Source organism: Streptacidiphilus albus JL83 (genome assembly GCF_000744705.1).
GTDB lineage: Bacteria > Actinomycetota > Actinomycetes > Streptomycetales > Streptomycetaceae > Streptacidiphilus > Streptacidiphilus albus.
In genome coordinates this window covers 3,937,315-3,961,857 of sequence record NZ_JQML01000001.1, presented here as the reverse complement: position 1 = coordinate 3,961,857, position 24,543 = coordinate 3,937,315, and the positions used below count along the sequence as shown (strand labels likewise).

The window sequence follows — 24,543 nt, the reverse complement described above, 5'->3', positions numbered from 1 at the left end:
GGTCAGAACCCCTGTCCGGTCATGTTCAGCACGCCGTTGGCGGTGAACTGGCTGAGGGTGGCGACGGACACCGACGCTCCGGCGTTGGCCACCGTCGTGGGGCCCGAGCCGGTCTGCACGGTGCTGTAGGCCTGGTAGCGGTTCGGCATGTTCGCCACGTAGTTGTAGAGCTGGAACCGCACCTGCAGCGTCCCGCTGAGCACCTCGTTCAGGGCCCGGGTGCGCATGTCGCCCTCCCACAGGAACAGGTCGTTCCAGCGGCCGGCGACGACCGGCGTGTAGACGCCGGAGCCCGGGGTGGCGGCGGTCTGGCCGGCCGAGATCGTGGTGATCTGCGGCGCGGTGCCGCCGCCGAACGTCGTGGGAACGTTCGGGTCGAGGATGACCGGCAGGCCCATGTAGTAGCCGACCGGACCGCTCGCGGCCGGGCCGCCGTCGTCGACGGCGATCTGGTTGTACGCCATGTTGTTCGGCGTCCCGGGCACGACCAGGGGCCGCAGCTGGGAGTCGACGGTGGTCGTCAGCTGGTACCAGATCCACGGGTGGAACACCCAGTGGGTGAACGGCATCATGCGCGTCCGGGCGCCGAGCGACAGCAGCTGCCCGCAGGCCTGGAACACCGAGTTCACGACGGACGAGCTGCCGCCGTTGAGCCAGGTCTGACCTGAGGTGTTGTTCGTGTTCGCGACGTAGATGCCGGAGGCGGTCGACATCGCGCCGTTGGGCCAGATGCCGGTCAGCTGCCCCATGCCCGGCCCCCCGCCGACCATGGACTGGCCTGACAGCTGCATGGCGTAGTCCGCGGCCAGGTCGCCGAGGATGATCTCGTCGAACGCCACCGGGCTCTGGTCGAGCAGCTGCAGCGCGACGTCCTCCTGCCCCGCGACCGTGACCACGCGGGCGTTGACGAAATTGTCCTGCATGTCGCGGCCGGGGACCGTGCCGCCATCGGCGGTCTGCGGGCCGGTCGCGCTGCCCAGCTGCAGGCGCGGGATATTGATGCTGTCCGTGCCCGGGGGCAGCGGCAGCGGCCTCCACAGGTCCACGAAATCACGGCCGGCGCGCAGGTAGGGAATCAGCTCGTCGATCAGCCACAGCGGCGGGACCTCGTAGCCGCCGGTGCCGTCGGTGCGGTTCAGCGCCCGTCGCTCGAACGGGGTGTGGCCCTCGCGGATCATCCGGGCCATCGCGCGCCGCTCGGCCCGGTTCCCGCCGGCGAACGCCTCCTCGTAGGCGGCGGCCGCCGCCCGGGCCCGCGCCTCGCGGCGCTTGGGCACCTCGACCTCGAGCTCCTGGGCGTGCCGGCGCAGGCGGTTGCTGGACGCGGCGATACCGCCGTCGCCGTCACCGCGCCCCAGCTTCTCGCGCGCCATGTCCAGGAAGTAGGAGTGCCCGGAGCCGCGGCCGTAGATGGTGGGCTCCTCGCCCACCGACCAGCCGGAGCGCTGGCGCTGCTCGCCGTCGGGGGCGTTCGCGCCGGTGTTCCCGGACTCGGCCCGGGCGGCGGCGGCGCGGGCCTCGCGGTCCGCCTGCTTCTGCCGCAGGTCCAGTTCCTCGTCGAGGCCGGTGATCTCGCCGTCGAGGGTCTTGAACTGGGTGCGCTGCTCGGGCGACATGGCCGGCAGCTCGGTCAGGGTGCGCATCTGGGCCAGCAGCCCGGAGCGCTTCTCGCGCATGTCCGCGAGGACGTCGACTGGCATGACAACTCCTCTACGTCGTATGGGACGTAGCCGCAGAGGAGTGGTTGCGGGCCGTTCGCCCGGGTCGTGCCCCCGCGATCGGGTGGGGGTCGGGGCCGGGCGGCGCGGGTGCTCCGGGTCATGCTGGCTGAAAGATCAACTCTGGGCCGATGATAGCACCGGCCTGGCGGGTCGTCAGGGAGCGGAGAGCATCAGTACCCGCAGGCGGGCCCGCTCGGCTGACAGCGACTCCTGGCCGTCCTCCTCGACGATGCCGTCCGAGTCGGTGACGACGTCGTCCATGTCGCCGACGCTCTGCACCAGGCCGCCCTGGTCGTACAGGCCGCCGCCGCACTGGTCGCAGAACGCGGCGTCGGACGCGTTGGCTGCACCGCAGTTCGGGTCGGGACACTGCGGCGATCCGGTGCCGTGCGCGGCCGCGTCATGGGCGGGCTTGCCGGTGAAATCCGGCTGCGGCCCGTCGGCGGGCAGCGCCCGCGTCTCGACCCTGCGCGCCGCCCATCCGTACGGCGACGGCGCGGACGTCGCGCCGTTCCCCGCACCGCCGTTGTCGGCGTCCAGGTCCGAGGAGATGTTGGTGCCGCAGCTGGCGCAGAACTTCGCGTCGTCCGCGTTCCACACGCCGCAGCCGCACCGCTGCGTCTCGTTCTCCTGCGCGGTCGACGCCCCGCTCGAGCGGACCGCCGTGCCGCACTGGTCGCAGTAGCTGGCGTCCGCGTCGTTCGCGGAGTGGCACTGCGGGCACTCCAGGCCCTCGCCGGGCTTCGCCGAGTACGGGGCCGTGGGCGTGCGCCGCTCGCGCCCGGCGCCGGCGGCCAGGGCCCCGGCGGCGGTGACCGGCAGCGCCGTCGTCAGCGAAGCTCCGGTGGCGTTCGGGTTGGCCGCCCAGCACACCACCGAGACGTCCCCGCGGTTCAGGGAGATCTCCGTGATGCGGCGCTCCATCCAGTCCGGAGACCACTGCTGCATCAGCGCGATGAACCCGATGCTCATCTCGTCCATGTCCTGGCGCTCCATCGCCACCGCCAGGTCCTGCACCTGGGAGTGGCGGCCGTCCAGGTTCGGGGCCTCCACCAGCAGGCCGGTGGTGTCCGCCGACAGGGTCATGGTCCCGGAGCGTGTGCGAGCCATGGGGATGCCCATGGTGTTGTGCCCGATGAGGAACTGGACATCCGCGCCGTTCGCCAGGGTCCGCGCGCAAGCGCCGGCGGCCAGCGTCTCGAGGTACGGGTCTCCCCAGGAATCCCACATCTCGAACGGCTGTTCGAAGGTGGCGGCGTAGCCGCTGAACCGGAACGTCTGCGGGCCCGCGCCGGAGGGGTTGGCACGGAACTCGAACTGCGCGGGCATGCGCTGCCGACGCTCCTCGCGCCGGCCGCGCATCGACGACCGGCGCTCGCGCAGGAGCTCGGGCGGGGTGGCCACGCTCAGCGCACGGCCGGGACGAGTGATGGACATGGTGACCTCCTACGAGCCGATCTTCGGGGAGCCGACGGGCGGCGGGGTGGGCAGCACGAGCTTGTCGACCTCGGCCTGCTGTTCAGGCGTGAACGGCGGCAGTTCCAGGAGCATCGCCCGGGCCTCGCTCTGCGTGATGATCCGGGCGGCGACCATCATGTGGATCGCCTGGTAGCGCACGAGGGTGTCGGCCTGCAGCAGGCCGCCCTTGTCGAGCTTGACGTACTGGCCGCGCGGGGCCAGCGAGCCCAGCCAGCGCTCCCAGCGGCCGATCCAGCCCGCGAGGGAGTACTTGGCGAAGTCCAGCGAGCGGGACTCGACGTTGGCATAGGTGATCGCCGAGCCCTCGCTGGCCTCGCCCACCAGTTCCGGCGGGACGCCGAAGATCCCGCAGATCTGGCTGCCGGTGTACTTCTGGGTGGCCAGGAACTGGCTCTCTTCGGGCGAGACTTTCAGGTCCTGGTACTCCCAGCCGCCCGACATGACCACCGGCTCGCGGTTCCGCGTCGCGGCGAGGAACCGCTCCTTGACGGTGGTGACCTCGCGCTGGTCGGCGAACTTCTTCGCGGTCGAGTTGGAGATAATGCCGGTCGGGTGGCCGCCGGAGTCGAAGTAGTCCTGCGCGAACCTCTGCGCGGAGAACGACTGGTGGACCAGGCCCTTGGCGTAGGAGATCGGCGACAGGCCCTGGTGCATGCCGGGCATCCGGTAGGACATCCGGTGCCACACCTCGGTGCGGGCGTCCATGACCTTGTTGCCGAACTTGTAGACCGTATTGCCGTCCCGGTCGACCTGCACCCTGACGTGGTCGGGGTGCTGCAGCTCGATCTGCGTCGGATAGCCGCTCTGCCAGTCCAGGATCTTCCCGTAGACATTGCCGCGCAGCAGCAGCGACGACATACCCATGTACACGTAGTCGTTGATGTCCGCGCCGGCCGAGGGCTGGGTCAGGATCATCGGCGGATCCAGCCGCACCGACCCGGGGACGCCGGGCGTCCCCCGGTACAGCATCGGCGTCATGCAGCTCGTCACGTCCGAGAGCAGCCGCACGCACTTCCACACGGCGGCGTGCCGCATCGCGCCCTCGACGCTGCCACCGGAGTAGTCCTCCTGGGCCTGGACGTGCGCGCCGATCATCGGCGCGATGAAGCTGAGCGTGCGCGTCTCCCGGTGCCCGGCCGGGCCGCGGCCGAACAGTGCCATCAGGACTCACCGCCCCGGCCCGGGGCGGGCAGCAGCCGGTCGCAGGCCAGGCAGAAGCCGCCGGCCGCTATGAGTCCGGCGGGGTGCCAGGCCATCCACGCACCCCAGCTCACCAGGGCCGCCCCGGCCAGCCCGGGTACGAAGAGCACGGCCAGGCGCCCGAGGCGCACCGCGTGGCCGAGCCCGGCGGCCACCGTCCCGGCTGCGGCCACGCCGCAGGCGCGGGCCCGCCGCCGCAGGTGCGCGGTGCCAGCGGTCAGACGCGTCGTCATCATCGTGTTCTCGGTCACCAGATGCACTCCGTTATCGAGGGTTCCATCTGCCCGGACAGCTCGGCGGACGTCCAGACGCCCATGCACATCGCCACGGCGGCGTCGATGTGCTTCCGGGAGCGGCCCTTGGAGAGCGTGAAGCCACGCTCTCCGGGGCGCTTGTTCGCAGCCTTGACCTGTGCGGCCAGATCCGGGTCTCCGTCGTGGACCAGGGCGCCGCTGAGGATCGAGTCGTACGTCAGACCGACGGCGGGAGCCATCCGCTCCGGGGACTGGGGCATCTCGATCACCATGTAGCCCTCGTCCTCCAGCTCCATGGCGGGCAGCTGGAAGAAGCGCGGGTCGTACACCAGGCCCTGGAAGGCGGTGCCGAGCTTGCCGGCGCGGGCCTTGATCCACTCGAAGACCGCGACGTGGTCGATGTTGCCGTCGCCGGGGTACCAGATCTTCGCGGTGACCGCGCGGCGTCCGTCGGCGAGCTCGCGGACCTCGGCGACGGCCACCGAGTCGTGCTTGAGCGCCATGTCGACGGCCAAGACGGCGGGTTCGGTGCCGGTGAGGGTCCATTCGCCCTTGCAGGCGTCCCAGGCGCCGGGGTGGTCGGCCAGCCAGGATTCGTCGGCGACGTCGACCCACTCGTTCGCGAAGTACCGGCGCCAGTCGCTGTGTCGGACCTCGTCCTTGTCCCATTCGCGGACCCGGGTGTCGACCGACCAGATCACGTCGGCCGCACCGGAAGCGTCCCGGCAGGCGATGGCGCGGTCCTCGGGCCGGGTGTAGTCCAGGCCCGGGCGCGCCTGGCGCCAGTCGAAGAGGAACTTCGTGGGCTCGCCCTGGTGCATCTCGCGCAGGCCCCGCTTGTACTTCAGCCCGAGGAAGGAGTGGTCGACATCGTCGCCGGCCGTGGACAGGTCGATGACCCTGCCCGGACCGCGCCGAACCTCCCGGATTTCCCCGGATTCCAGCGGGATTCGGTACGTAAGCAGGCGCTTCGTACAGGATTTTGACACGACGTCATGGAATTTGGCCCGGGGACTGCCGGGTGCGCCGAACTCATGGATCTCGTCGGCCAACAGCAATGTCGGCTGGCCGCCCTGGTTGGTGCCGGCGACCGTCGCGGTCCGGAAGAGGCGCCCCGGACGGCCGTCGGCGAGCTTCGTCTCGCCGTCGTAGACCTCAAAGAAGCCGCACAGCGGGGCTTCCTCGACGTCCTGGTCCCGGCCGCCCATCATCGTCGAGGCGGCGGCGTAGAGGAGGTTCGCCTGGTCCCAGGACGCTGCTGCGACGACGACGTTGGGGCTGATCGGGGCGAGCTGCGGGGGGCCGCCGAACTCGAGCACGCCGAGGGCTGCGACCAGGGCGGTCTTGCCGTCGCCGCGGGCCGCGCCGCGCAGGGCTTCGTCGTAGCGCCAGGTGTCGCAGTGCGGGCAGTACTCGTACCAGCGCCAGATGAAGGCCTTCTGGTCCTGCCGGAGCAGGAAGGGCTTCCCGAAGCTGTCGCCCTCGGCCAGGATCAGGTTCTCCTGGATCCAGCGGCAGGCCAGGCCGCCGTAGGTGGGCCACAGCTGGCCCGGTTCGGGCAGCCAGCCGCAGTCGACGCAGACGTCAGCGGTCGATGCGGGCGACGCGGGGGTCTTCGTCCTGGGCACCGGTCACCTCCTTCGCCACGTAGGCGGCGTTCATGCTGGCCAAGGTGCGCTTCTCGGTGAGCAGCGCGATGCCGAGCGAGGCCCGGTTGGCGGGGCCGATGCCGATCTGCTTCTCGCAGGCCTCGACGGTCTTGAAGGCCAACTCCGCCGCGCGGTAGAGCGGGTTGAGGACGTCCTGGCCCTGCGAGCCGGTGACCAGCGGCGACTGGTCGGCGGTGCGGGACATCAGCAGGTAGCGGTTGAGCGCCTCGAGCCAGCGGGTGACCAGGTGCTCGTCGGCGGGGGTCAGCGCGGAGGCGACCGGGTCGTCCCAGTACCGGGACCAGGCGGTGACCGCGTCGGCGCACCACTCGACGCCGGGCGGAGGGTCGGGGAGGGCCAGGCGGCCACCGGCGACGGCGACCAGCTCGGCCTTGCGTCCGTTGCGCCGGTCGACGGCCGCGCCGGCGGGCTTCTTGGTCCTGGGCATCGGGGCCTCCCTCCGGCAAACGGTCGCTGGGAAAAAACGGATCGCTTGGTACCACGCAAAAAGGGAGCCAAGGGCGCGGGGTCAGGAAGATGATCATGCTAAAAAGATCATCCGGCCCGGCCGGGAGCCCCAGCGATGTCTATCGGCCTCGTCTGCGCTGCCGGCCGCCGCGCCGGCTGTTGCAGGACCGGTGCGCGGGGAGCAGCGGGCTGTCGCCGCCGCCCTGTGCCCGCGGTGTCTGGTGGTCGGCGGTCATGGGGTCGGATTCTGTGGCACGTCCGCCGCAGATGTGGCAGGCCATGTCTTGACTGACGGACTCGCGGGCGCGCTGCTGGTGCTGCCAGCCGAGGCCGCGGTCGGTGGTGTTGGCCTTGGGGCGGGAGTTCATGCGGGTGTCGAGTTCGGCCTGGCAGGCCGGGCAGCGACTGCGGCCGGTGGTGGCGTCGAACAGGACCTTGCAGTCAGGGTTGAGGCAGAACCGTTTCGGCATGTCACTCCTTCCTTGGAAGCAGTCTAGATCTACATCATCTAGATGATGAAGGATCTGCCGAGGTCTGGTCTGGCTAGGGTTCGGCTGGGCATGGCCGAGGGGCCAGCGATTCCGCTGGCCCCTCGGCTGCCTATCGTCAGTTCTCCGCGTTCGCAGCGAGGATGAGCCCGGCGCGCTCGCAGAACTCCTCCAGGCTGATGTCCCCGTCGTAACTGCGCTGGTCCCAGCCCTCGCCGAATCGCGCGACCGCACCGTCAGGGGGCGTGGTCCAGGTGTCGCTGTCAGCGTTGTCGTAGGCGTCGACGGTGCCTCGTCCCCCGCGGTAGCGCAGGTAGAGATACTGGCCATCGGCGCTCCAGGCGTCCCACTGGGATGGGTGGGAGCGGCAGGTCTGGACTGTGCGGGCCAGCACGATGGGTTCGCTCATGGCGGTCAGATCCTTGGGTTGGGGGTGAGTTCGGCAATGTCGACGAGGACGCGGCCCCGATGGTCGGTGCCGTGCCGGGTGAGTCCGCCCCGTGCTACCCGGCTGCGGATGGTGGATACCGAGATGCCCTCGTAGTCCGCTGCTGCATAGATGCTCGCAAGCGCGCGGTCCTTCTGCGCGAAGGCCTGCTTGGCGACGGCCCAGTGCTTCGGAGTGCGGTTGACCTGCTGCGATAGTGGCTGTTGCACTGCAACACCTGCTGTTGCATCAGCTGCTGGCCGGGCGGCGATGCTGATGATGTGCCACGCAGCCAGCGGCGGAACAGCGGAGACGACCGCGATCAGCGCGATAGATCGGGCGGGCAGGTAGTGGGCGCTGATGAGGTGGTCGACGACCTGGGCACTCATCGCGAGCAGCAGTGCGAGGCCGGCGCCGAGGCGCGCGGAGGACCGTTTCGGGTCGCCGGCGGGCAGCTGGTCGGCGATGATCGCGCCGATGAGTGCGTAGAGCGACATGGTGGCGGGTGCGCCGTAGGACCAGGTGCTCGACCAGCCTGCGAGGGCTGCGAGGTGGATTTCGCCGGGTGCGCACATCAGGAGTGCGACGAGGAGCGCGGTGGGTCGTCCGTAGCGGATTGCGGCGGTGACGTACCACGGTGCGGCGCTATTCTGCGGGTGAGCCATGGAGGTTGGTCTCCTGGTGGGGCCCGGCCGGGATAGCGGTCCTGGCTGGGCCCGTTGACGTGGTTGCGGGCTACATCGGGCTGGCGTCGCGCCAGTGCCGTCGGTACTGGTCGTAGTGCGGGGCGCAGAGGACGCGTTTCAGGTAGGCGTCGATCTCGTGTGGCTGCGTCCAGGGCTTCAAGCGGCCGTGTTCGGCGAGGACTTGATCCTCGAAGTCGTTGAGGAGATGTTCGATGTCGCGCGAGTTTCCGCCGGCGGCTTCGGCGAGGATCTTCTGGATCGTCTGGCGCGCGCTCACGACAACGTCAGGTTGTCGGCGTCGAGGCCCGCACAGGCGGCGTGTACGGCCACAGCCGTGCCGGTGACGTATCCGGTGGCCTGGCGGTACTCCGGCTGCGTTCCGACGTACACCAGGGTCATCGGCTTGCTGCCGAGCAGTTCGTCGCACACGGGGCAGTCCTGGTCGCAGAGCGGGTGGCCCTCCGCGAGCTGGCGAACGCCGCCGACGGTCGACAGGGGCATATCGGCGGCGACTCGCACGGGAATGATCATTTCTTGTTCCTCTTCTTCGGTCGTTTGAGGCCTGCGCGTTGGTAGGGGGTGCAGTTGCCGCGCTGCAGGTCGACGATCCAGCCGTCGGCCGCCGCCAGGACGCAGTCGGCGTCGTAGGTGTGGCCGGCGAGCGTGGATTCCGGTGAGCAGCGCGGTGAGCAGCTGGCGGGTGGTGGCTGGGCCGGTGTGGCCAGGCTTCGGCCGGTGGCGTCGAACCAGTCGATGCTGGCGAGCTCGGCGCCGTAGCGCTCGCCGGTCCAGACGTTGCGGAAGTGCGGTTCGGCGCGGTGGGCGTCGGGTGGTGCTCCGGGGATGTGGACGTCGAGGTCGGTGACCCAGCTGTGGACTCGGGGTGTGCTGTGGTGGAGCTGGGCGCCGTCGCCGAGCAGCTGCACGATGCGGTCGAGGTACGGGATGAGTTCGCCGCCGACCAGGACTTTGACGGTGCGGCGTGCGTCCCAGTAGGCGGCTTGGCGGGCGCGCTTGGCGTTGATGCGGCGCTGGCCGGAGGTCGGGATCGTCACCACACACGTCCCTCGTAGTCGGAGTGCTCGTTGCGGTGTCCGGATGGCCACACGCACCTGATCTGAGCGTCGTGGGGCGGGTTGTTCCCGCAGGTGTTCGTTGTGATCCGGTCGATGTCCTCGGCGGTGACGGTTCCGCCGCCGATGAAGGCGCCCGAGGCGAGAATTGCAGCCAGGTCGTGGGCGGTGAGCAGCCGGAGGGCTGCTGCGAGGGTCTGCAGGCGGTCTGTGTGGCCCGCTTCGGGCTCTCCCTGCTCGGAGGCGTCCTGTGCCTCTGCCTCGCTATTGCGCCAGGTGCGGCCGTGTCCGTCGGTGTGCCAGGGGTCGTCGTCGAGCTCGGTGGGCTGGTCGTGCCAGTCGTGGCCTCTGAGCTTGATGCAGGTGACGTTGATGCCGTCGCTGGGGGCGTTGCCGCCCTGGTCGCCGCAGAGGTTGTTGAAGATGAAGCTGGCGATGTCCATGGTGAGCAGGGTGCGGGTTGGCAGGCCGGCGGCGTTGATGGCGGCTGCCTGCTGGGCGGTGAAGGGCGTGCCGGAGCGGCCTTCGGTGCCGCTGCTGCAGGCTGGTGCGGTAGTTGTGGCAGTCGGCTCGACGGAGATGTTGAGTCCCTTGTGCGCGGTGCGGCTGATGATCTCGCACACGGCGGTTCTGCCGAGCTCGGTCGAGTGGCCGCGCTCCCACTGGTCGACGATGCCGAGCAGGTCGAGCAGTGCGTCTCTGGCGGTGTCGTTGGCGGTGCGGGTCCGGTTGAGCTCGGTGGTCGTCCAGTTGATGACCCTGCCGAGGGTGAGGCTTTCGGCTGCTGTGAGGGGGCGTGTCTGGGCGGTGGTGACCAGGCGCAGGAGCCGCTGGGTGCGGGTGGTGGGTCGGTTGGTCATCGTGGGCTCCGGTTGCGGCGGTGTGCGGTGAGCGAGGCGACGCCGGCGGGCAGCGGGCGCTCGACGGGGAGCGGGAGTTCCTGCTGGACGGGTTGAGTTGCGGCGCAGGTGGCGGCGTGCGGCATGAAGCGGCGTTCGAACGGGGCTTGGGGCAGGTCGGCGGTGGGGACGCGGCTGAGCCAGGTGGCCCGGTCGCCCAGGCGGGCTACGACGCTTCCCTTCGGATCGGGCTCCGGGTTGAGCGGCTGCCGGCGGCCGGCCTCGGTGAGAGACCAGCGGACGGCCTGCTTGCAGCGGCTGCAGGAGCCCAGGCCGTGTCGGCTGAACGTCACTGCGGCTCCTGGGCCGTGGTGACGGTCTGGTCTGCGGGGCGCCACAGGCGGCCGTCTGCATCGGCGTGGTAGGCCGAGGCGTGGCCGAAGGACCGGATGCACGGCTTCTCGCGGCCGGAGGGCGAGTTGCTGGCGGGGATGGTGTGGCCGCAGGTGCCGTCACCGAGCAGCGGGGCGACGGTGGCCCACATGAGGGCCTGGTCGCGGGCGTCGGCGGCGTGTCCGGCGAGGTTGTAGGCGTGGTCGAGGTGGTGTTCGCGGCGGCGTCCGGCGCGGAATGTGCTGGCGAGGGCTCCGGCGGCGGCCCGCTCGTCGCGGGCGGCGGTGAGGTAGTCGTCGGCGAGGAGCGCCCAGTGGTGGGCGTTGGCGATGGCGTCTCGGCGTTCGGTCATGATCATGCTCCTAGGCGGTGTCGGCGCGGCGGGCGCGGGGTGGTGTGAGGGTGGAGCGGACGCGGCGGGCCTCGGCCAGGCCGGCGCCGAGGGGGATGTCGGCGGCCGGGGTGTCGGGCGGGCTCTGTCGGCCTCCGGTGACGCTGATGAGGAACGCGGCCTGGACGGGTGGTCCGGGCGGCGGCTCGGTGCGGTCGGCCGGGATGTCGGCGGCCGGCGGCGGTGCGGCGGCGAGGGTGCGCGGCGGGCTCGCGCGCGCGACCGGTGGCTGAGGTCTAGGGCCAAACCAGGTCGTGTCGGCGGATGGGGTATCTACCGTAGGTAGATAGGTACTGGTAGGGGCGTCCATGGACGCGGTCCGAATAGCGTCCATGGACGCGGTCCGGGGGCGTCCATGGACGCTGTCCGGGGCCTGTTCGGAGGTTTCGGAAACCCCGCCATGGACGCTATCCGGACCGCGTCCATGGACGGTGTTCCGGATAGCGTCCACGGACGCGGTCCGGGCTGCGGCGGCCTCGGCGGTGGCCGCGTCCTTCGTCTTCTTCTTGGCGTGATGGGCGCGTTGGCGGGTCTTGCCGTACTCGTCGAGGTGCGGTGCCCAGTCGAGCGGCCCGAGGGGCATCAGCAGCTGGTGTACGGCGGTGCTGTTGGGCCGGCGGCGGGTGCTGAGGATCCCGACGCCGACCATGACCCGGATCGCGCGGGTGACGGACTCGGTGGTGCAGCCGGCGAGTGTGGCCAGGGTCTCGCGCGAGGGCCACGCGTTGCCGCCGTCGGCGTCGGCGTAGGACGCGATCCAGGTGCCGACGGTCGCGACCTTGGCCAGGTCCGCCCGGTCCAGGCGCAGCACCTCGGCGCGCAGTGCGTTGACCCAGGCGTTGCGGACGCTCTGGACGCGGGGTTCGGCATCGGGGATGTCGGTCACGTGCTCTCATCTCTCGGGAGCCGGTACGGGGCTGTGCGGGGCGCGCGGGCGGTGCGCGGGGTAATCGGCTCATGCGGTCAGCGGCCTCTGCTGGCGGGCCCGTTGTGGACGGTCAGGCCGTCGCGGACCACGGTGATGCGGTGGCCTCCGGCCTCCATCCACATCTCGAACAGCGGGTCCGGGTCGCCGTCCGTGGCCCAGACACCGCCGTCGGTGTCGCTCACGGCTACCGCGACCAGCGCCAGGAAGGCGGGCTCGTCGGGGTTCTGCTGCACCAGGTAGGTCGAGCCGGAGCCCGGGAGGTCGTGGACGGCCTCGTAGGCGATGTGGACGACGTCGCCCGGCCGCGCCGGGTACCAGGGCTGCTGCTGCAGAGCCGCGGCGCCGCCCATGAGCGCGCCGAGCTCGCCGGCCAGGTCGCGGTTCTGCTTGGCGGCCTCGGCCTGCTCCAGCGGACTGCCAGTCTCGGGGCGACGCCCGTACAGGGCGGTGGCGATGCGTTCGGCCAGGCCGTGGACGCTGCCCTCCCATGTGTTCTGGCGGGGGTGGCCGCCCGGCGCGTCGAAGGTCTCGGTGACCTTCACCGTGAGGCGGGCGGGCACCGAGCGGGGGATCAGTTCCTCCAGGGTGCGGGTGATGATGTCGCGCTGGACGTCGTGTCGGTGAGTCATCGGTCTCTCTTCTCGTGGTAGCGGGTGGCGGCCTGCTCTGAGGCCGCATCAGCGACGGCCTCGGCGCAGACCTTGTGCTGCGGCTGCCGCTGGCTGTTGATCAGGAGCGCGGGCCGGCCGCAGGTGATGCAGGGGCGGGTGTGGCCTCCGCCCCAGTGCTCCGGGCCCCAGATCAGGAGCCGGGGCACGGACCGGCCGCTTCGGTGAGCAGTCGGTGGTAGAGGTCGCGGGTGATGCGGTAGTCCCGGCAGGGGGCGCAGCGGCAGCCGGGCAGGCTGTTCTGGGCGCCGTGGCCGGTGCCGTCGGCGAGGGCCTGGCGCATCTCGGCCGTGCGCGCGCCGGCGGTTCCCCAGCGTCCGCCGGGGGCTCTGGCCTCGATGGCCATGGCGTCGGCGAGGCACTCGCGGACGACCGGGCAGCCCAGGCAGATCGCCAGGGCCGCCCGGGTCGCCGTCGAGTACGGGCTCGCGAACCACAGTTCGGTGTCGTGGCCGCGGCAGGCCGCGCGGGCCAGCCAGTCCTGCGTCACCCGGCGCCGTCCGGTTCAGGGCCCGGGTCGTCGGTGCGGGCGCCGACGAGGAGCAGGGTGTCGCCGCCCGGATGGTCCGGGTCGGCCAGGACGACGGTCGGGGATTCGCCGCGCTGCCACTGGGCGAGGCCGGCCATGATGCGGCCGTGGATCTCCGGGCGTAGCGCGGGGCTGCCGGGCGCGACGTCGTCCAGGAGGGCCTGGGCGAGGAGCAGCTCGGCGGCCTGGTCGTGGCCGGTGCCCTGCAGCAGTACGGCGGATTCCAGGAGCGTCGCGGTGCGGGTGCCGCCGGCGGCCGAGGTGAGGCGGTCGACCTCGGTGATCAGGTCGCGGAGCATCGCGGCCCAGGTGTGCGGCATCGATGAGGGCGACGTCTCGGCGTCGACCCGGGCCCGGATGTCGGCGAGGCGCGCGGCACGTCGGCAGTCCGGGCACAGGGCGCCGACGGTGCCGGGGCAGCAGCCGTGGCCGGGCGGGACCGGGCCCGGGTCGTGCGGGTCGACGGCGGCCATCAGCCCTCCGCCTCGGGGTCGAACCGGCTGTGCAGGGACAGCGGCAGGACGGTGTAGCCGGTGCCGTACTGCTCGCCGCCGACCGTCGCGTAGAGCACGAGCGGCTCGTCGTCGCCGACGGGCTCGTCGTCGGCCGTCGACGCCTCCCAGGACCAGGCGGTGACCGTGACCTGCTCGACGTCGAGGCCGGTCTCGCTGGCCAGCCACAGCCACAGGCCCGCGTCGTGCGGAGCCTCGTGGTCGGCGTGGTCCTGCGCGGCCTGGACGGTGGTGTAGAGGCCGAGCGGGACGTTGTCGTCCATCGCCCGGTACACCAGGGTGCTCGTCGGCGTGCTGAGGCTGGCGAGGTGCGCCTCGGCCTCGGCCCGGGTGTCGAACCCGCTGGCCTGGCGGCGACGGCTGTCGTCGTCGGTCCAGATGACACGCCACCCCCCGCGGTGCCGCTCGTAGTGCACGTTCTTCATGAGCCCTTCTTCCGTGCGGTGGTGTGTGGACGGGGGTGGGGCGCTGGTGGCGTACCTGGTGCTCGGTGGTGCTCTTCCAGCGCCCCGGTAGCGCGGGGTGGTTCAGGCGGTGCGGGCCCAGGACGGCGTCGCGTGGGCGGCGGCCGTCAGGTCGGCGATGTCCTGGGAGTGCTGCCAGTGCGGCGAGCCGAGCGGCACGACGACGGGGATCGGCTGGGTGCGCTCGGCGGCGCCGGTCGGATGCGGCTGCGCGGCCTGGCGCCGCAGGTCCGCCACCAGGCGGCGCGACTGGTGGAGGTACTCGCGGTCCTGGACGGCCTGCTGCTGCATCCGGCGTGCGTGCTCCAGTGCGAGCTCGCGGTCCTCGACCAGGCGGCCCATCAGGCCGTCGGCCAGGCGGCGCAGCTCGCGCTCGCCGGCCAGCTCGACCCGCAGCTGCGCGAGGTCGCCAGTAGCGGCGGCGAGCTGCTGCGCGGTCGTCGGGCGGCGGTGTGCTCCCCGGCGGCTCACCGGGCACCGCCTCTCGGGGTTCCGGTGGCGGCCTGGCCGCCGTTGGCCCGGGCGTTCAGCGCGGCCGACGGGCGGAACTTCGCGACCGTCTTCGCCGGGATACTCAGGCTCTCGCCGGTGGCGGGGTTCCGGCCGGCGCGCCCCGGCTTGTACACGGGCTCGAACACGCCGAACCCGAGGATCGCGACGCTGGCGCCCTTCCCGAGGCTGCCGCCCACGATGTCGACGAGCGCCTCGATCGCTCGCTCGGCGGAGGCCTTCCCGTCGCCGGTCCGCTCGGCGATGGCGGCAGCCAGCTGTGCCCTGTTCAGGTTCGTACTCATCAGTCAGGTGTCCTTCGGGGTGTAGGTGGTCAGGCAGGTCATGCAGGTGTAGGAGCCGGAGCGGTGCAGCGTCGCGCCGGTGTCCGCACGGCAGTTGGCGCAGGGCCGGATGCCGGCTTGGTAGCGGCGGATCCGGATCGGGCGCCGCTGCCCGGGCTCGGTGAAGCGGCGGGGCGCGAACCGGACCGCGACGGCGACGGCGCAGAACACGGCCAGGGCGACGCCGGCGCCGAGGACGTCGGGGTTCAGGCCGTTCACGCCGCGCGCCCAGGAGCGGCGGGCAGGCACCGGATCTGCTTGTTCAGCCGCTCGTTGAGGATCCGCGCGTTGGCGAGCTGGGACTCCAGCGACGCGGTGTCGGCCTCCAGGAGCTCGATACGCTGCAGGGCGCGGCGGAGGTTGAACTCGGCGATGCCCTGGTCGGCCCGGGCGGTGTCCCGCTGCGCGCGGATCCCGTCGATGAGCTGGTCGCGGTCACGGATCTTGCGGGTCTTGCTGCCGAACATGGCGGTCGTCCCTTCGATCGGTGGACGGGCCCCCGGGTGACTCCGGGGGGCCGCCGGCGGGCGGTCAGGCAGCGGCGGGGAGCAGCGGCAGGACGGAGGCGGTGAGGGCGGCGGCCAGGCCGGTCGCGTCGTCCGGGGTGAGCTCGATCCCGACCGGTCCGGTCTCTTCGGCGAGCTCCTCGCGGTACGACTGAGTGATCCGGTCGACGTTCCGCAGCGCCCAGTCGGGGCTGTGGTCGCTGAGCTGGAGGTCGGCCAGGTGCTGGCGGGCTGCGGCCAGGTCCATGAGCATCGCGCCGACGGCGACGGGGTCCTGGCCGTAGGCGTCGGCGATCCGGTCCAGGACCGTGGCGGCGAGGTCGGTGACCTCCAGCCGCACAGCCGTGCCGCCGACCGAGCTCCTCGCGGTAACCGTCACGACGCCACCACCAGCGCGCCGCCCGACAGCCGGGCGAAGGCCTCGCGCTCCCGGACCGTCCAGTTCTGTGGGTCCGCGTCGTGCTGCGCGATGAACTCGTCGTAAGGGGTGACCGGCTGGTAGCCGCACACGTGCCACACGGCGCCGGCGTACTCGGCGTCCCAGGTGGAGAGCGACTCCAGCCGGATGCCGTCGCCGTGCGTCGTGAAGAAATGGCGGGCGACCCGGGCGTGGAGTCCGGCCGCGATCCCCAGGACCAGGCGGGCGCTCTCGGGATGCCGGTGCTCCACCCCCAGGTCCACCTCCCCGTCCGTGGTGATGCACCAGTTCAGCGGGGTTCCCTCGAACTCGGGGTGCGCGGCCAGGAACAGGGCCACCGACGCTGCGGCGGCGCGGACGGTACGGGGGGTGGGTTCGGGCTGGTCAGAGGTAGGATCCGGGATCGTCACGGCCTACTCCTCTCCTGTATCTGTGAGTGGGTAGTGGCATGGGTCGTCCCGGTGGCATCCGGGGCGGCCCGCAGTCGTTGGTTAGGCCGCGCGTCGGCCGCGCGTTGCCGGGCTCTGGTCACCGGCGATGGAGATCTGCACGATGTGGTCGAGCCGAAAGAAGAGCTTTCCGGCGCTTCGCGTCGACGGAATCGCACGCTTGTACGCCTGCTCTTTCAGCCATCGGGCGGAGCAGCGAACCATTTTCAGTTCGACCACCTCCTCGGCGCTGTAGAGCCGCAGCTTCTCCTCGGCCGAGAGCTCGATAGGCGGAGCTGTGGAGGCCTTGACCTTCGAGTTCATGACATCTCCTCTCTGTTGATCGCAGCGACAGGTAGGTCCAGGGCGACCGCGATACGGCGCAGCGTCTCGTCGCTCGCTCCACACAGTCCGCGCTCGACCTCGGACAGAAAGCCCCTGTCACGCCGTGCGAGCTGGGCCATGCGCCGCAGGCTCATACCGCGAGCCTGGCGGAAGTGCCGGATTGCTGTGCCGTTCGGTGTCACGGGAGAAGAGAAGCACGCGTGAGGCTCGCAGTGCAAGTGTTTAGACTACGTTGCGAGTACGCTCCGAGGCTTGTTTTGAAAGTCATGTGCATGCGAGGCGCGCAGTGGGGGCGTGCTGCCCAACCACCGCGCCCCTTAATGGCAGGTCAAAAGGCCGAATCCGGGCCCCATGGTTGGGTCGAGTTGAGGCATCATGAGCGCATGGATGGAGACTGGGCAGGGCTCGCGCGGCGCATCGCCCACGCGCGCAGGCTCGCGAGCCTCTCGCAGGAAGAGCTCGCCGAGGCTCTCAATATCGGCAAGTCCTCCGTGCAGAAGCTCGAACGGCCGACGGCGCAATGGTCGAAGATCAGCCCGATGCATCGTCTGGTCGCCAGCTACTTCGGGTGGACGCCAGAGTCGATCGAGCGCATCCTCGACGGCCGCGAGCCGATCATGCTGACTGGCGACTCTCCGCCCAATCCTCCGCGTTCCGCGTCGGCAGCGTTCGAGGAGCTCACGGCCGGGATGTCGCCGCGCGCCGTCGAGGCGCTGCGGCGGGGCAGCACGGTGGACACGGACGTCGTCGACCTGGCCGCCGGTGAGGCGGACGTCGAGGCCGTCCTGATCTTCAAGAGCAAGGGGTGGGAGCACGTGCCAGCAGAGCGCAAGCGGGCTGTCCTGCGGAAGTGGGCGCAGTTGCAGATCGCTGCGCGAGAGATCTTCGCCGAAGAAGAGCCATCAAATCAGTAAGTCGATATTAGGAGAAGTTGTGTGCTTCTCCTTCGCGCGCGCCCACTTGTGTGCTTATCTTGCCCATACCTGAGAGGGGGGTCACTTCTCCGGGTGAGGGGGGTCCATGAGGACCATCCAGGTGGTACGCGCTGCGGGTATCCCCTACGGCGGTTGCGTCTATGTACACAAGGAGCAGGAAGACGCTGAAGTAGTTCTGCTCGACCGAGAGACATTCACGGAAGCGGATGCCTCGATCATGGCCGAGCGGCTCCAGCGCGATCCATCGCTCCTGGTGGCACTGGGTGTTGCTGTCGGATAGCAGCAACTCTCGGCACGGCGGGGCCCGGGTCAGGCCCCAATGCCACGAAGCTTAAGTTGATCTTGGAGTGGCGGGCGGTGCGGTCCCGAGTGAGGCGAACTTCAGGCTCGGTGGCCCCGCGTGTCGGGTGCCTGCATCCGAAGTCCTCTTCACCCGGTAGGAGTTGTGGCGGGCGCGCTTGACCACACGTGGGTAGGAGCGGTGGCGGCGCGCTGGGTTGCAGTTTCGGCGCGCGGCAAGCGTGGCGAGAACATCCGCCTTGACCGCTTCCCAGCGTTCAGGGGGGAAAGGCCGCCGTCCCGGTGGCGGTGCGGCGGACGATGTTGAGGGTCCTGAGGAAGCTGATCCGGTCCGGGTCGATGTCGGCACCGGTCGCGGCTTGGCAGATCAGGGAGTTGATCGCGTAGTGGACCAGCAGGTAGGCCCAGATCTCCTGGTGGACCAGGTCCGGGCTCTTGGACCGAAGTACCTTCCCAGGGCCGCGCAGAACCGTCTTCAGCTGGCCGTTCGCGGCTTCCTCCTCCCACCGCTGGTGATAGGCAGCCGCCAGTTCAGCGGCGGTCGCGTCCTCCGGCTCGGTGACCGTAGTGATCAGACAGATCAGCTCCCCGCCGTCGCGGTCGGGGACGTCGTACTCCACGATCCGCACCACGTGGGCGGCGGCCGGGTCCGGCTTCGCACCGGATTTCGCCTCCTGCAGCAGTTCCTCCCGCTGCCGGCCGCGCAGGCGCGGATCAACCAGGGCCGACAGATACGTACCATCGGACAGGACCTTCAGGACCGGCAGCGACAGCTGCGTCGGTGCCCGCCAGCACAGCGCCGCCCCGGTCTGGGCAGCGGCGCTGAACGCGGCGAAGCTGTAGAAGCCCCGATCGGCCAGCAGCAGCCAGTCAGTGGAGATCGAGGGCAGTAGCGACGCCGCCATCGCCTTCTCGCTGCGGTTCCACGGGCCGACCTCGGCGTCGACGAAGGCGTGCGAACCACACTCGACGACGGCCACCACCCGGGCCTTGGGGAACGCGGAGCGGGACTGGTCGTTGCCGGCGTAACCGAACTCGGCTGCGTTCTCGGCCGAGTCGGGAAGGTCGAGGTCGAAACCGTCGATGGCCATCAGGCGCCATCCGCGCAGCCACGCGCCCCGGGTCTCACTGGTGGCCACCGGCTCTGCCACCCGGTAGAACGTCTCGCGCAGCACATCCCGGCCCAGCCGCTTGCGCGCCTGGGTGATCCCCGACGACGTCGGCGGTTCCCACGCGGCGTCCCACACGCCGAACTGCGACAGCGATCCGGTGACCTTCTGCGCGACCTCCTCGGCCGCGTCGTCAGAGAACAGGCACAGCGCCATCGTCAGATAGGCGGTCACGTGCGGAGGGAGTTTGCCCCCTCGACGCTGCTCGGCCACCCCGCACACCGCTGCGGCCTCATCGACCTTGAATCGCGGCACCGCCGCAACCAAGACTCCCAACGACACCTGGTCCGGTCGCGCGACCGGACCATCCGATTCGACGGACCCCTGAACCATGCGGCAACCCTAGCCGCACGACTGACGGGACGTTGAGCAGCGCACCGGGCAGCTCCCCGGCGAACCACTCCTTGATCAACTTAAGCTTCGCGGCATTGGGTCAGGCCCCGCCTGCCGGAGGCGTCAGGAGGACGCCACGTGGCATACGCAGACAAGCGCATCAGTGAGGCCAAGGGCAGTAAAGGAAAGGTCTCCTGGCGTGCCCGATACAAACGCCCCGACGGCACATGGGGGAGCGAGCCGGGATTCGCCACGAAGAAAACGGCCGAGGCGTGGGGCGAGGAACAGGAAGCCGCGATCCGGGCGGGCCGTTGGATTGATCCCGAGCTGGCCAGAAAGCACTTCGGCGTATTCGCCCGGGAGTTCATGAAGGCTCGCAATCCGCGCGGCAACACCGTCACGACGCGCTGGCGGATGCTGGAGACAGTCATCCTGCCGAAGTGGGAGCACACTCCGCTCATCGCCTTCAGCTGGTTCGACGTCGAGGCCTGGGCCAACGCCCACCCGGCGCACGAGACCGAGATCGACCACTCAGTCAGCCTGATGTCCACGATCCTCACGGCCGCGGTCGACGCGAAGCACCTCACCGTCAACCCGCTCTACGGTCGGCGCCGTTCCGTCTCGACGGGCAACTCCGCGGCGAAGGCGAAGAAGACGGCTTCGGCCACCAGCGCGAAGGCCAAGCGGGCCGCCACGCCTGAGGCGGTGCTGCAGCTGGCGCAGCGCCTCGGCCCGACGCGCGGGCTGCACGTCCTGACGGTTGGCTTCGTCGGCCTGCGCTGGGGCGAGAGCAATGCCCTGCACCGTGAGACCGCCCTGGGGATCCGGCGCGAGGCGTTCGGCAGGGGCGAGTGGACGTGCCAGGTGCTGCACATCGACCCCGACTTCGGCGAGCTCGTCGAGTACGACGACCGGGACGAGGACGGCAAGAGGATCGGCACCGTGCTGCAGCTGGAGCCGCCGAAGAACGCGTGGAGCGTCCGCGACGTCGACCTGCCGCCGTTCCTCGCCCAGCTGATCCGTGCCCACCGGGACGATCTCCCGCCGATGCAGCCGGCCACAGACGAGGGGCCCGCGAAGTACACCCACCTATACGCCACGGACAGCGGGACGTTCTGGCGCCGGGGCAACTGGTCCAAGGTACTGAGGCCGGCCGTGAACGGGCGGCCGGGCTCGCTGCGGCGCCCGGGCACCGCCGGCGTGGAGCCGTGGGCGCCGATCATGCCGGGGCTGACGATGGACCTGCTGCGGCATACCCACGACACCTTCCAGGAGCAGATCGGGGTCAAGGCACCGCTGGCCTACGAGCAGGCCGGCCACAAGCGGCCCGGAATCAAGGCCGTGTACCAGCACCCGACGGTGGAGATGCGGATCGAGCGCCTGGCGGGCCTGGAGGAGATCTACGAGCGCGCGATGCGGAACCTCGGCTGGGAGTCGCTGTGGGGCCGCGTGGACCTGCTGAAGTGGCGTTCGGAAGATGATCACCCAAATATCGCCCAGATGATCACTTTTCCGGCAGGTCGGAAGCCAAAGGCCAAGGTCAGAAAGGTGGGAAATGGATGATAAATCGGCTCTCCTAAAGCCGGTGTCGCAGGTTCGAATCCTGCCTGGGGCACAAACCAGGACAAAATTTCATGACAGAACGGACATGCCGGGCAGTCTAGACTGCCCGGCATGTCCGTTCTGTGCGTACATAAGCGCTGGTAGAAGCCGTGTGACACCAACTCCCGAAGAGCCTTGCTCATTCTCCATCGTCGGACGTTGGACGCGTTGCTGGCGTCGATGCACATAATCCCAGGTCAGGGCGTGCTGCAATGGATGCAAGCGCTTGCCGAGCACCTGCGGTCAGATCCCTGATGCAGGCTTCAGGGGTCGCGGACGTGATCGTCCATCCCGACGACGTTGAGAACGGAGCGGCGTGCGCAGGTGCCGGGTGACCCGGACGGACACCGTTTCCTTGGGCTCGCACACCTCCGGCAGACATGGGTGGTCGGAGTGCAGCCTCTGTGGCCAGACAGTTACGGTGACCGCAGTGTCCGGCACAGTGGTGGCCCATAACTCGCCAGCGGGATTACCTCACGGCATACGGATCACGCAGCGGTCCAATGTGCTGTGCGACCAGGTCTCGTACGGGGTTCATCCGTTCTCCGCCGGTATAGAACGTCCCCCTGGCCTTGCCGTGCTGGATCAGCCACCCGGCATCGCGCAATTGCCGAATGTCTCGCATTGCGCTGGCCTCTCCGAGTTCGGCGTCGGCCTGGTAGAGGGCTCGACGGACGCGGTGCCCCAGGAAGGCGGGGAGAAGTGCGTAGAGGTAGCGCTCGGCCAGTTCTCCGTCGATGCCGGTGCTGCGGAGGGCATCGAAGAGGGCCGACCAACCCTGATTCTGGCGGTGCATCAAATGCTCTGCGTACTGCGCCTGTTGATGGTGAGCGCGTAGGCAGAATCGGATCCACGGGTGTGCGTCCCGCTCCGGTGAGTACACCGGCCCGCCGACCTCGGCGAGGACGTCGTAGTAGCGCACCGTGTTACTCGGGTAGCCGAGCCACTCCTCGATGGATGAGAACTCTGGGGGCATCAGTTGCTCGCGCGCGAAGACCAGTGTGGACAGTGCGCGGGACATTCGGCCGTTGCCGTCATGCCACGGATGGATCTTCACAAGGTTCAGGTGCGCCATTGAGGCACGCACGTGCACCGGTGCGTCCAGGTCGCCCTCGTTGAGCCACGTGACTAGTTCTTCCATGAGCGCTGGCACCTGCTCCGGATCCGGGGCGGTGTAGGCGCGGACGTCGGGCCTGCCAGGCTCGTTGATCCACACCTCACGGCTGCGCCACCGGCCCGGACGCTTGGCCAGGTGCTTCGACTGCATCATGAAGTGCAGGGCGTTCAGCCCTTCCGTCTGGAAGGTGAACCCGGGTGCATCGGCTAGTGCCTGAACGTATGTCAGCGCCAATTGGTAACCGGCGATCTCCTCGCGCACCACTTCCGAGGCGTCCAGCGGTTCTTCGCCGCTCATCATCGCTTCGACGTCGTCGACGGTCGCCGCGTAGCCCTCGATCGTGTTCGATCCTGCTACGGCCCGCGCTGTCATGTGCCGCCGCAGCGGCCGGTCCCAGCGCGGTCGCACCGCGAGCTGATGGCGCAGCGCAACACGCATCTCCCCGATTTCCTCAAGGACCCGGAGATCGTCGGTGTCGAGTGTCGGAGTCGCATACAGCATGTCGCTATTAAACCATGAAGGTTTCATTGTGGCATGTATGGCTCGACTGGTGAGCGGATGGTGACCCAACTGAGGGGTGATCGCGACTGGAGGCCGACCGATCTTGTGGACAGGTCGGCTGACAGGAGTGGGTGGCAAGTTGTGCCATACGGTGCCAGCTTGGGCGGACCAGGTGCCGCGACAATTACGGCCCAGCAGGCTGAAATTCGCAGCTGGGGGGACGCGTGGGTTGCGGTTCAGCGGTCTGATCGCAGGGGCCGGTCCGGCTGGCTGCCCGGTTTGTCCTCTGCCGTTCGAGGCGGGGTCCGTCGCGTGACGCTGCGGTGTGCGCCGGGTTCCACGGCCCGGTGTGCTACTGGTCTCCTCCTTCCTTGTCCTCGTCGGGGTGGCCGGCTCTCAGGTGAGGGCCGGGAGGTCGGTGGCCCGCTGCCAGGCGGTGGTGAACACGTGCGCCCATGGCCATGACCGGTCCAGGTGGAGGACCCGGCGGCGGGCGTGAGCGGTGAGGCGGGCCGGGAGGTGGTAAAGCTTGGAGCGGATCGTGGCCGGCTCGGCCCTGGCCGGTTCCGGGGCGTCGTGCAGCAGGAGAAGCCGCGTCCAGGCGTCGAGGTCGGCCGCGATGGTGGCGGCCGGCACCCAGGCCTCGTTGACCTGCCAGGACTTCGATGGCAGCAGCCCGAGTCCGATCCGCTTGATCGCCTTCACGCGGTCTTCCACCTCTGCGTGGTCGCGGTGGAGGGCGTCGCAGAACCATGCCTGTCCGGAGCCGGGGACACTGGACAGGCCCTGGTGGGCGGGGATGTTGGTGGCGACGATCTGGTAGCGCCAGCCGGTCCGGTGCTCGAACGCGGTGAGCTTCTTCGCGTCGCGCCGCGAGGGCTTGACCCGGCGCACGATCAGCCGCAGTCCCTCGGGCCGGCCCGCCAGGTCGCGCACCCCGGTCAGCTCGGCGACCTGGTAGGTGACCCTCGCCCCGTCCTGGCCTTTGGTCTCGTGAAGTTGGCCGTCCTGGCGCACGGCGGCCGTCCACACGCGCTCGGGCAGCAGCGCGATCGCCTGTTCGTCGGTGTCGTTGATCGCCCAGCCGGTGATGAGGCGGACCCGCCGCCGGGTGGTGGTCAACGCCGCCAGATGGTTCAGGACGCCGTGGGAGAAGGCCGCGCCGTCGATCCTGACCAGGAGCTTGGACCATGGTGGCAACGGGAGCTGGCGCAGCGCGGCGGCCAGGACCTGCTGGTGGTCGCCGACGTCGTTGGGGGCGGCGTTGCCCGGACGCAGCAGCATCGCGACGCACTCGTGGGTGTTGGCCAGCCAGGCGCCCAGCGGCAGGTGCCCGAAGGAGCCCTTGTACGTGCCGGCCGCCCCGTCCTTGCGGCTGGTGCACGTCACGATGGTGGCGTCCAGGTCCAGCACGTACCAGCCGATCAGCTTCCGGCCGGCGACGGCGATCCGGGGGAAGCCGCCGGGGCGAAGGGACAGCCGGGTCCGCACCAGGCGGCGGACGGTGGCGCGAGCACGTTCGATCCGGGCCGCGGTCGGGGCGTCGATCGCCTCCAGTGTGCGACGCAGGGTGCTGTCGGAGACCGGTCGGTCGAACAGGGCAGCCAGTGGTGCTGCAGGCGCCCGGCTTCCAGGAGATTCGTCGCGCCGAGCGCGATCGCGCAGGCCAACTGCACCAGGGCGACACCGCGGTCCCGCCATCGCGGGCCGGTGCCCGTGGGCAGTGCCGCACCGAGCGCGGTGGCCAGGTGGAGGCGGTCGGCGAGTTTGCGCAGCAGCACCACCCCGGCGTGGCCGATCAGGTTCCTGCCGTCGGCCCGCACCGCGAGCCGACTGTCCCAGCTGGTAGCTTTCACCCGGAGGGTGCCTCTTCCGAACGATGAACTT

35 protein-coding genes are annotated in these 24,543 nt (G+C 70.1%); 3 read left to right on the top strand and 32 right to left on the bottom strand.

Features of this window, described 5'->3' with window-relative positions:
* Positions 1–2 precede the first annotated feature (2 nt).
* From BS75_RS17070 to BS75_RS52215, 29 genes are all read right to left on the bottom strand, one after another.
* Positions 3–1,700, bottom strand: a complete 1,698-nt coding sequence (locus BS75_RS17070) for a phage major capsid protein (protein ID WP_034088852.1) — start codon at positions 1,698–1,700, stop codon at positions 3–5.
* Positions 1,701–1,874: 174 nt separating this feature from the next.
* Entirely contained in the window at positions 1,875–3,158 is a 1,284-nt protein-coding gene (locus tag BS75_RS44395) for an HK97 family phage prohead protease (protein WP_052069489.1), read from the bottom strand.
* Between the two features lie 9 nt (positions 3,159–3,167).
* Positions 3,168–4,361: a phage portal protein gene (locus BS75_RS17060; protein ID WP_034088851.1), complete on the bottom strand. Its 1,194-nt coding sequence runs from the start codon at positions 4,359–4,361 to the stop codon at positions 3,168–3,170.
* The gene (locus BS75_RS17055; RefSeq protein ID WP_034088850.1) at positions 4,361–4,651 is read right to left on the bottom strand and encodes a hypothetical protein; all 291 of its coding nucleotides are present in this window, start codon (positions 4,649–4,651) and stop codon (positions 4,361–4,363) included. The genes BS75_RS17060 and BS75_RS17055 overlap by 1 nt, the downstream gene beginning before the upstream one ends.
* Positions 4,648–6,282: a terminase TerL endonuclease subunit gene (locus tag BS75_RS17050; RefSeq protein ID WP_034088849.1), complete on the bottom strand. Its 1,635-nt coding sequence runs from the start codon at positions 6,280–6,282 to the stop codon at positions 4,648–4,650. Before BS75_RS17050 ends, BS75_RS17055 begins: the two co-directional genes overlap by 4 nt.
* Positions 6,239–6,751, bottom strand: a complete 513-nt coding sequence (locus BS75_RS17045) for a P27 family phage terminase small subunit (RefSeq protein ID WP_034088848.1) — start codon at positions 6,749–6,751, stop codon at positions 6,239–6,241. Before BS75_RS17045 ends, BS75_RS17050 begins: the two co-directional genes overlap by 44 nt.
* Before the next feature lie 139 nt (positions 6,752–6,890).
* Positions 6,891–7,241 (bottom strand): HNH endonuclease, encoded by a 351-nt coding sequence (locus BS75_RS49340; RefSeq protein WP_034088847.1) that lies wholly within the window; start codon positions 7,239–7,241, stop codon positions 6,891–6,893.
* A gap of 136 nt (positions 7,242–7,377) precedes the next feature.
* Positions 7,378–7,668: a hypothetical protein gene (locus BS75_RS17035; RefSeq protein ID WP_034088846.1), complete on the bottom strand. Its 291-nt coding sequence runs from the start codon at positions 7,666–7,668 to the stop codon at positions 7,378–7,380.
* Between the two features lie 5 nt (positions 7,669–7,673).
* Entirely contained in the window at positions 7,674–8,351 is a 678-nt protein-coding gene (locus BS75_RS44390; protein ID WP_052069488.1) for a hypothetical protein, read from the bottom strand.
* A 70-nt stretch (positions 8,352–8,421) separates the two neighbouring features.
* Entirely contained in the window at positions 8,422–8,649 is a 228-nt protein-coding gene (locus BS75_RS17025) for a hypothetical protein (protein ID WP_034088845.1), read from the bottom strand.
* A complete protein-coding gene (locus BS75_RS17020; protein WP_034088844.1) occupies positions 8,646–8,903 on the bottom strand; it encodes a hypothetical protein in 258 nt (85 codons plus the stop codon). The genes BS75_RS17025 and BS75_RS17020 overlap by 4 nt, the downstream gene beginning before the upstream one ends.
* A complete protein-coding gene (locus tag BS75_RS17015) occupies positions 8,900–9,427 on the bottom strand; it encodes a hypothetical protein (protein ID WP_042440472.1) in 528 nt (175 codons plus the stop codon). The genes BS75_RS17020 and BS75_RS17015 overlap by 4 nt, the downstream gene beginning before the upstream one ends.
* On the bottom strand, positions 9,424–10,305 hold the full coding sequence (locus BS75_RS48295; protein WP_034088842.1) for a hypothetical protein: 882 nt from the start codon (positions 10,303–10,305) through the stop codon (positions 9,424–9,426). Before BS75_RS48295 ends, BS75_RS17015 begins: the two co-directional genes overlap by 4 nt.
* Entirely contained in the window at positions 10,302–10,637 is a 336-nt protein-coding gene (locus tag BS75_RS48290) for a hypothetical protein (RefSeq protein ID WP_052069487.1), read from the bottom strand. Before BS75_RS48290 ends, BS75_RS48295 begins: the two co-directional genes overlap by 4 nt.
* Positions 10,634–11,029 carry a hypothetical protein gene (locus BS75_RS48285; RefSeq protein WP_042440481.1) on the bottom strand — a complete coding sequence of 132 codons (396 nt, stop codon included), beginning with the start codon at positions 11,027–11,029 and terminating at the stop codon, positions 10,634–10,636. The genes BS75_RS48290 and BS75_RS48285 overlap by 4 nt, the downstream gene beginning before the upstream one ends.
* Positions 11,030–11,039: 10 nt before the next feature.
* Complete coding sequence (locus BS75_RS16995; RefSeq protein ID WP_034088840.1) at positions 11,040–11,954, bottom strand: helix-turn-helix domain-containing protein; 915 nt, start codon at positions 11,952–11,954, stop codon at positions 11,040–11,042.
* A 77-nt stretch (positions 11,955–12,031) separates the two neighbouring features.
* Positions 12,032–12,625, bottom strand: coding sequence for a hypothetical protein (locus BS75_RS16990; protein WP_034088839.1), 594 nt, complete (start codon positions 12,623–12,625; stop codon positions 12,032–12,034).
* Entirely contained in the window at positions 12,622–12,813 is a 192-nt protein-coding gene (locus BS75_RS16985; protein ID WP_034088838.1) for a hypothetical protein, read from the bottom strand. The genes BS75_RS16990 and BS75_RS16985 overlap by 4 nt, the downstream gene beginning before the upstream one ends.
* A complete protein-coding gene (locus tag BS75_RS16980; protein ID WP_034088837.1) occupies positions 12,798–13,154 on the bottom strand; it encodes a WhiB family transcriptional regulator in 357 nt (118 codons plus the stop codon). The genes BS75_RS16985 and BS75_RS16980 overlap by 16 nt, the downstream gene beginning before the upstream one ends.
* On the bottom strand, positions 13,151–13,666 hold the full coding sequence (locus tag BS75_RS16975; protein WP_034088836.1) for a hypothetical protein: 516 nt from the start codon (positions 13,664–13,666) through the stop codon (positions 13,151–13,153). Before BS75_RS16975 ends, BS75_RS16980 begins: the two co-directional genes overlap by 4 nt.
* Positions 13,666–14,130: a hypothetical protein gene (locus tag BS75_RS16970; protein ID WP_034088835.1), complete on the bottom strand. Its 465-nt coding sequence runs from the start codon at positions 14,128–14,130 to the stop codon at positions 13,666–13,668. The genes BS75_RS16975 and BS75_RS16970 overlap by 1 nt, the downstream gene beginning before the upstream one ends.
* 102 nt (positions 14,131–14,232) lie before the next feature.
* Complete coding sequence (locus tag BS75_RS16965) at positions 14,233–14,640, bottom strand: hypothetical protein (RefSeq protein WP_034088834.1); 408 nt, start codon at positions 14,638–14,640, stop codon at positions 14,233–14,235.
* Positions 14,637–14,963 (bottom strand): HU family DNA-binding protein, encoded by a 327-nt coding sequence (locus BS75_RS16960; RefSeq protein ID WP_052069486.1) that lies wholly within the window; start codon positions 14,961–14,963, stop codon positions 14,637–14,639. Before BS75_RS16960 ends, BS75_RS16965 begins: the two co-directional genes overlap by 4 nt.
* A 3-nt stretch (positions 14,964–14,966) precedes the next feature.
* Complete coding sequence (locus tag BS75_RS16955; RefSeq protein WP_152646244.1) at positions 14,967–15,221, bottom strand: hypothetical protein; 255 nt, start codon at positions 15,219–15,221, stop codon at positions 14,967–14,969.
* Positions 15,218–15,469 (bottom strand): hypothetical protein, encoded by a 252-nt coding sequence (locus BS75_RS16950; protein WP_034088832.1) that lies wholly within the window; start codon positions 15,467–15,469, stop codon positions 15,218–15,220. The genes BS75_RS16955 and BS75_RS16950 overlap by 4 nt, the downstream gene beginning before the upstream one ends.
* 64 nt (positions 15,470–15,533) lie before the next feature.
* Entirely contained in the window at positions 15,534–15,887 is a 354-nt protein-coding gene (locus BS75_RS16945) for a hypothetical protein (protein WP_152646245.1), read from the bottom strand.
* The gene (locus BS75_RS16940) at positions 15,884–16,336 is read right to left on the bottom strand and encodes a hypothetical protein (RefSeq protein WP_034088830.1); all 453 of its coding nucleotides are present in this window, start codon (positions 16,334–16,336) and stop codon (positions 15,884–15,886) included. The genes BS75_RS16945 and BS75_RS16940 overlap by 4 nt, the downstream gene beginning before the upstream one ends.
* Before the next feature lie 81 nt (positions 16,337–16,417).
* On the bottom strand, positions 16,418–16,678 hold the full coding sequence (locus tag BS75_RS16935) for a hypothetical protein (protein WP_034088829.1): 261 nt from the start codon (positions 16,676–16,678) through the stop codon (positions 16,418–16,420).
* Entirely contained in the window at positions 16,675–16,881 is a 207-nt protein-coding gene (locus BS75_RS52215) for a helix-turn-helix domain-containing protein (RefSeq protein ID WP_369405919.1), read from the bottom strand. Before BS75_RS52215 ends, BS75_RS16935 begins: the two co-directional genes overlap by 4 nt.
* A gap of 201 nt (positions 16,882–17,082) precedes the next feature.
* Here BS75_RS52215 and BS75_RS16925 point away from each other — a divergent pair, with 201 nt between their 5' ends.
* The gene (locus tag BS75_RS16925) at positions 17,083–17,613 is read left to right on the top strand and encodes a helix-turn-helix domain-containing protein (RefSeq protein ID WP_034088828.1); all 531 of its coding nucleotides are present in this window, start codon (positions 17,083–17,085) and stop codon (positions 17,611–17,613) included.
* Positions 17,614–17,719: 106 nt separating this feature from the next.
* Positions 17,720–17,914 carry a hypothetical protein gene (locus BS75_RS16920; RefSeq protein WP_034088827.1) on the top strand — a complete coding sequence of 65 codons (195 nt, stop codon included), beginning with the start codon at positions 17,720–17,722 and terminating at the stop codon, positions 17,912–17,914.
* A 277-nt stretch (positions 17,915–18,191) separates the two neighbouring features.
* Here BS75_RS16920 and BS75_RS16915 read toward each other — a convergent pair whose 3' ends face one another.
* Entirely contained in the window at positions 18,192–19,436 is a 1,245-nt protein-coding gene (locus BS75_RS16915) for an IS4 family transposase (RefSeq protein WP_034088031.1), read from the bottom strand.
* A gap of 138 nt (positions 19,437–19,574) precedes the next feature.
* Between BS75_RS16915 and BS75_RS16910 the strand changes: the two genes are divergently transcribed.
* On the top strand, positions 19,575–20,999 hold the full coding sequence (locus tag BS75_RS16910; protein WP_231607800.1) for a site-specific integrase: 1,425 nt from the start codon (positions 19,575–19,577) through the stop codon (positions 20,997–20,999).
* Between the two features lie 508 nt (positions 21,000–21,507).
* Here BS75_RS16910 and BS75_RS16905 read toward each other — a convergent pair.
* Both BS75_RS16905 and BS75_RS16900 read right to left on the bottom strand, forming a co-directional pair.
* On the bottom strand, positions 21,508–22,656 hold the full coding sequence (locus BS75_RS16905) for a Fic family protein (RefSeq protein ID WP_034088826.1): 1,149 nt from the start codon (positions 22,654–22,656) through the stop codon (positions 21,508–21,510).
* A gap of 396 nt (positions 22,657–23,052) precedes the next feature.
* Entirely contained in the window at positions 23,053–24,357 is a 1,305-nt protein-coding gene (locus tag BS75_RS16900) for an IS1380 family transposase (RefSeq protein ID WP_231607799.1), read from the bottom strand.
* Between the last annotated feature and the right edge of the window lie 186 nt (positions 24,358–24,543).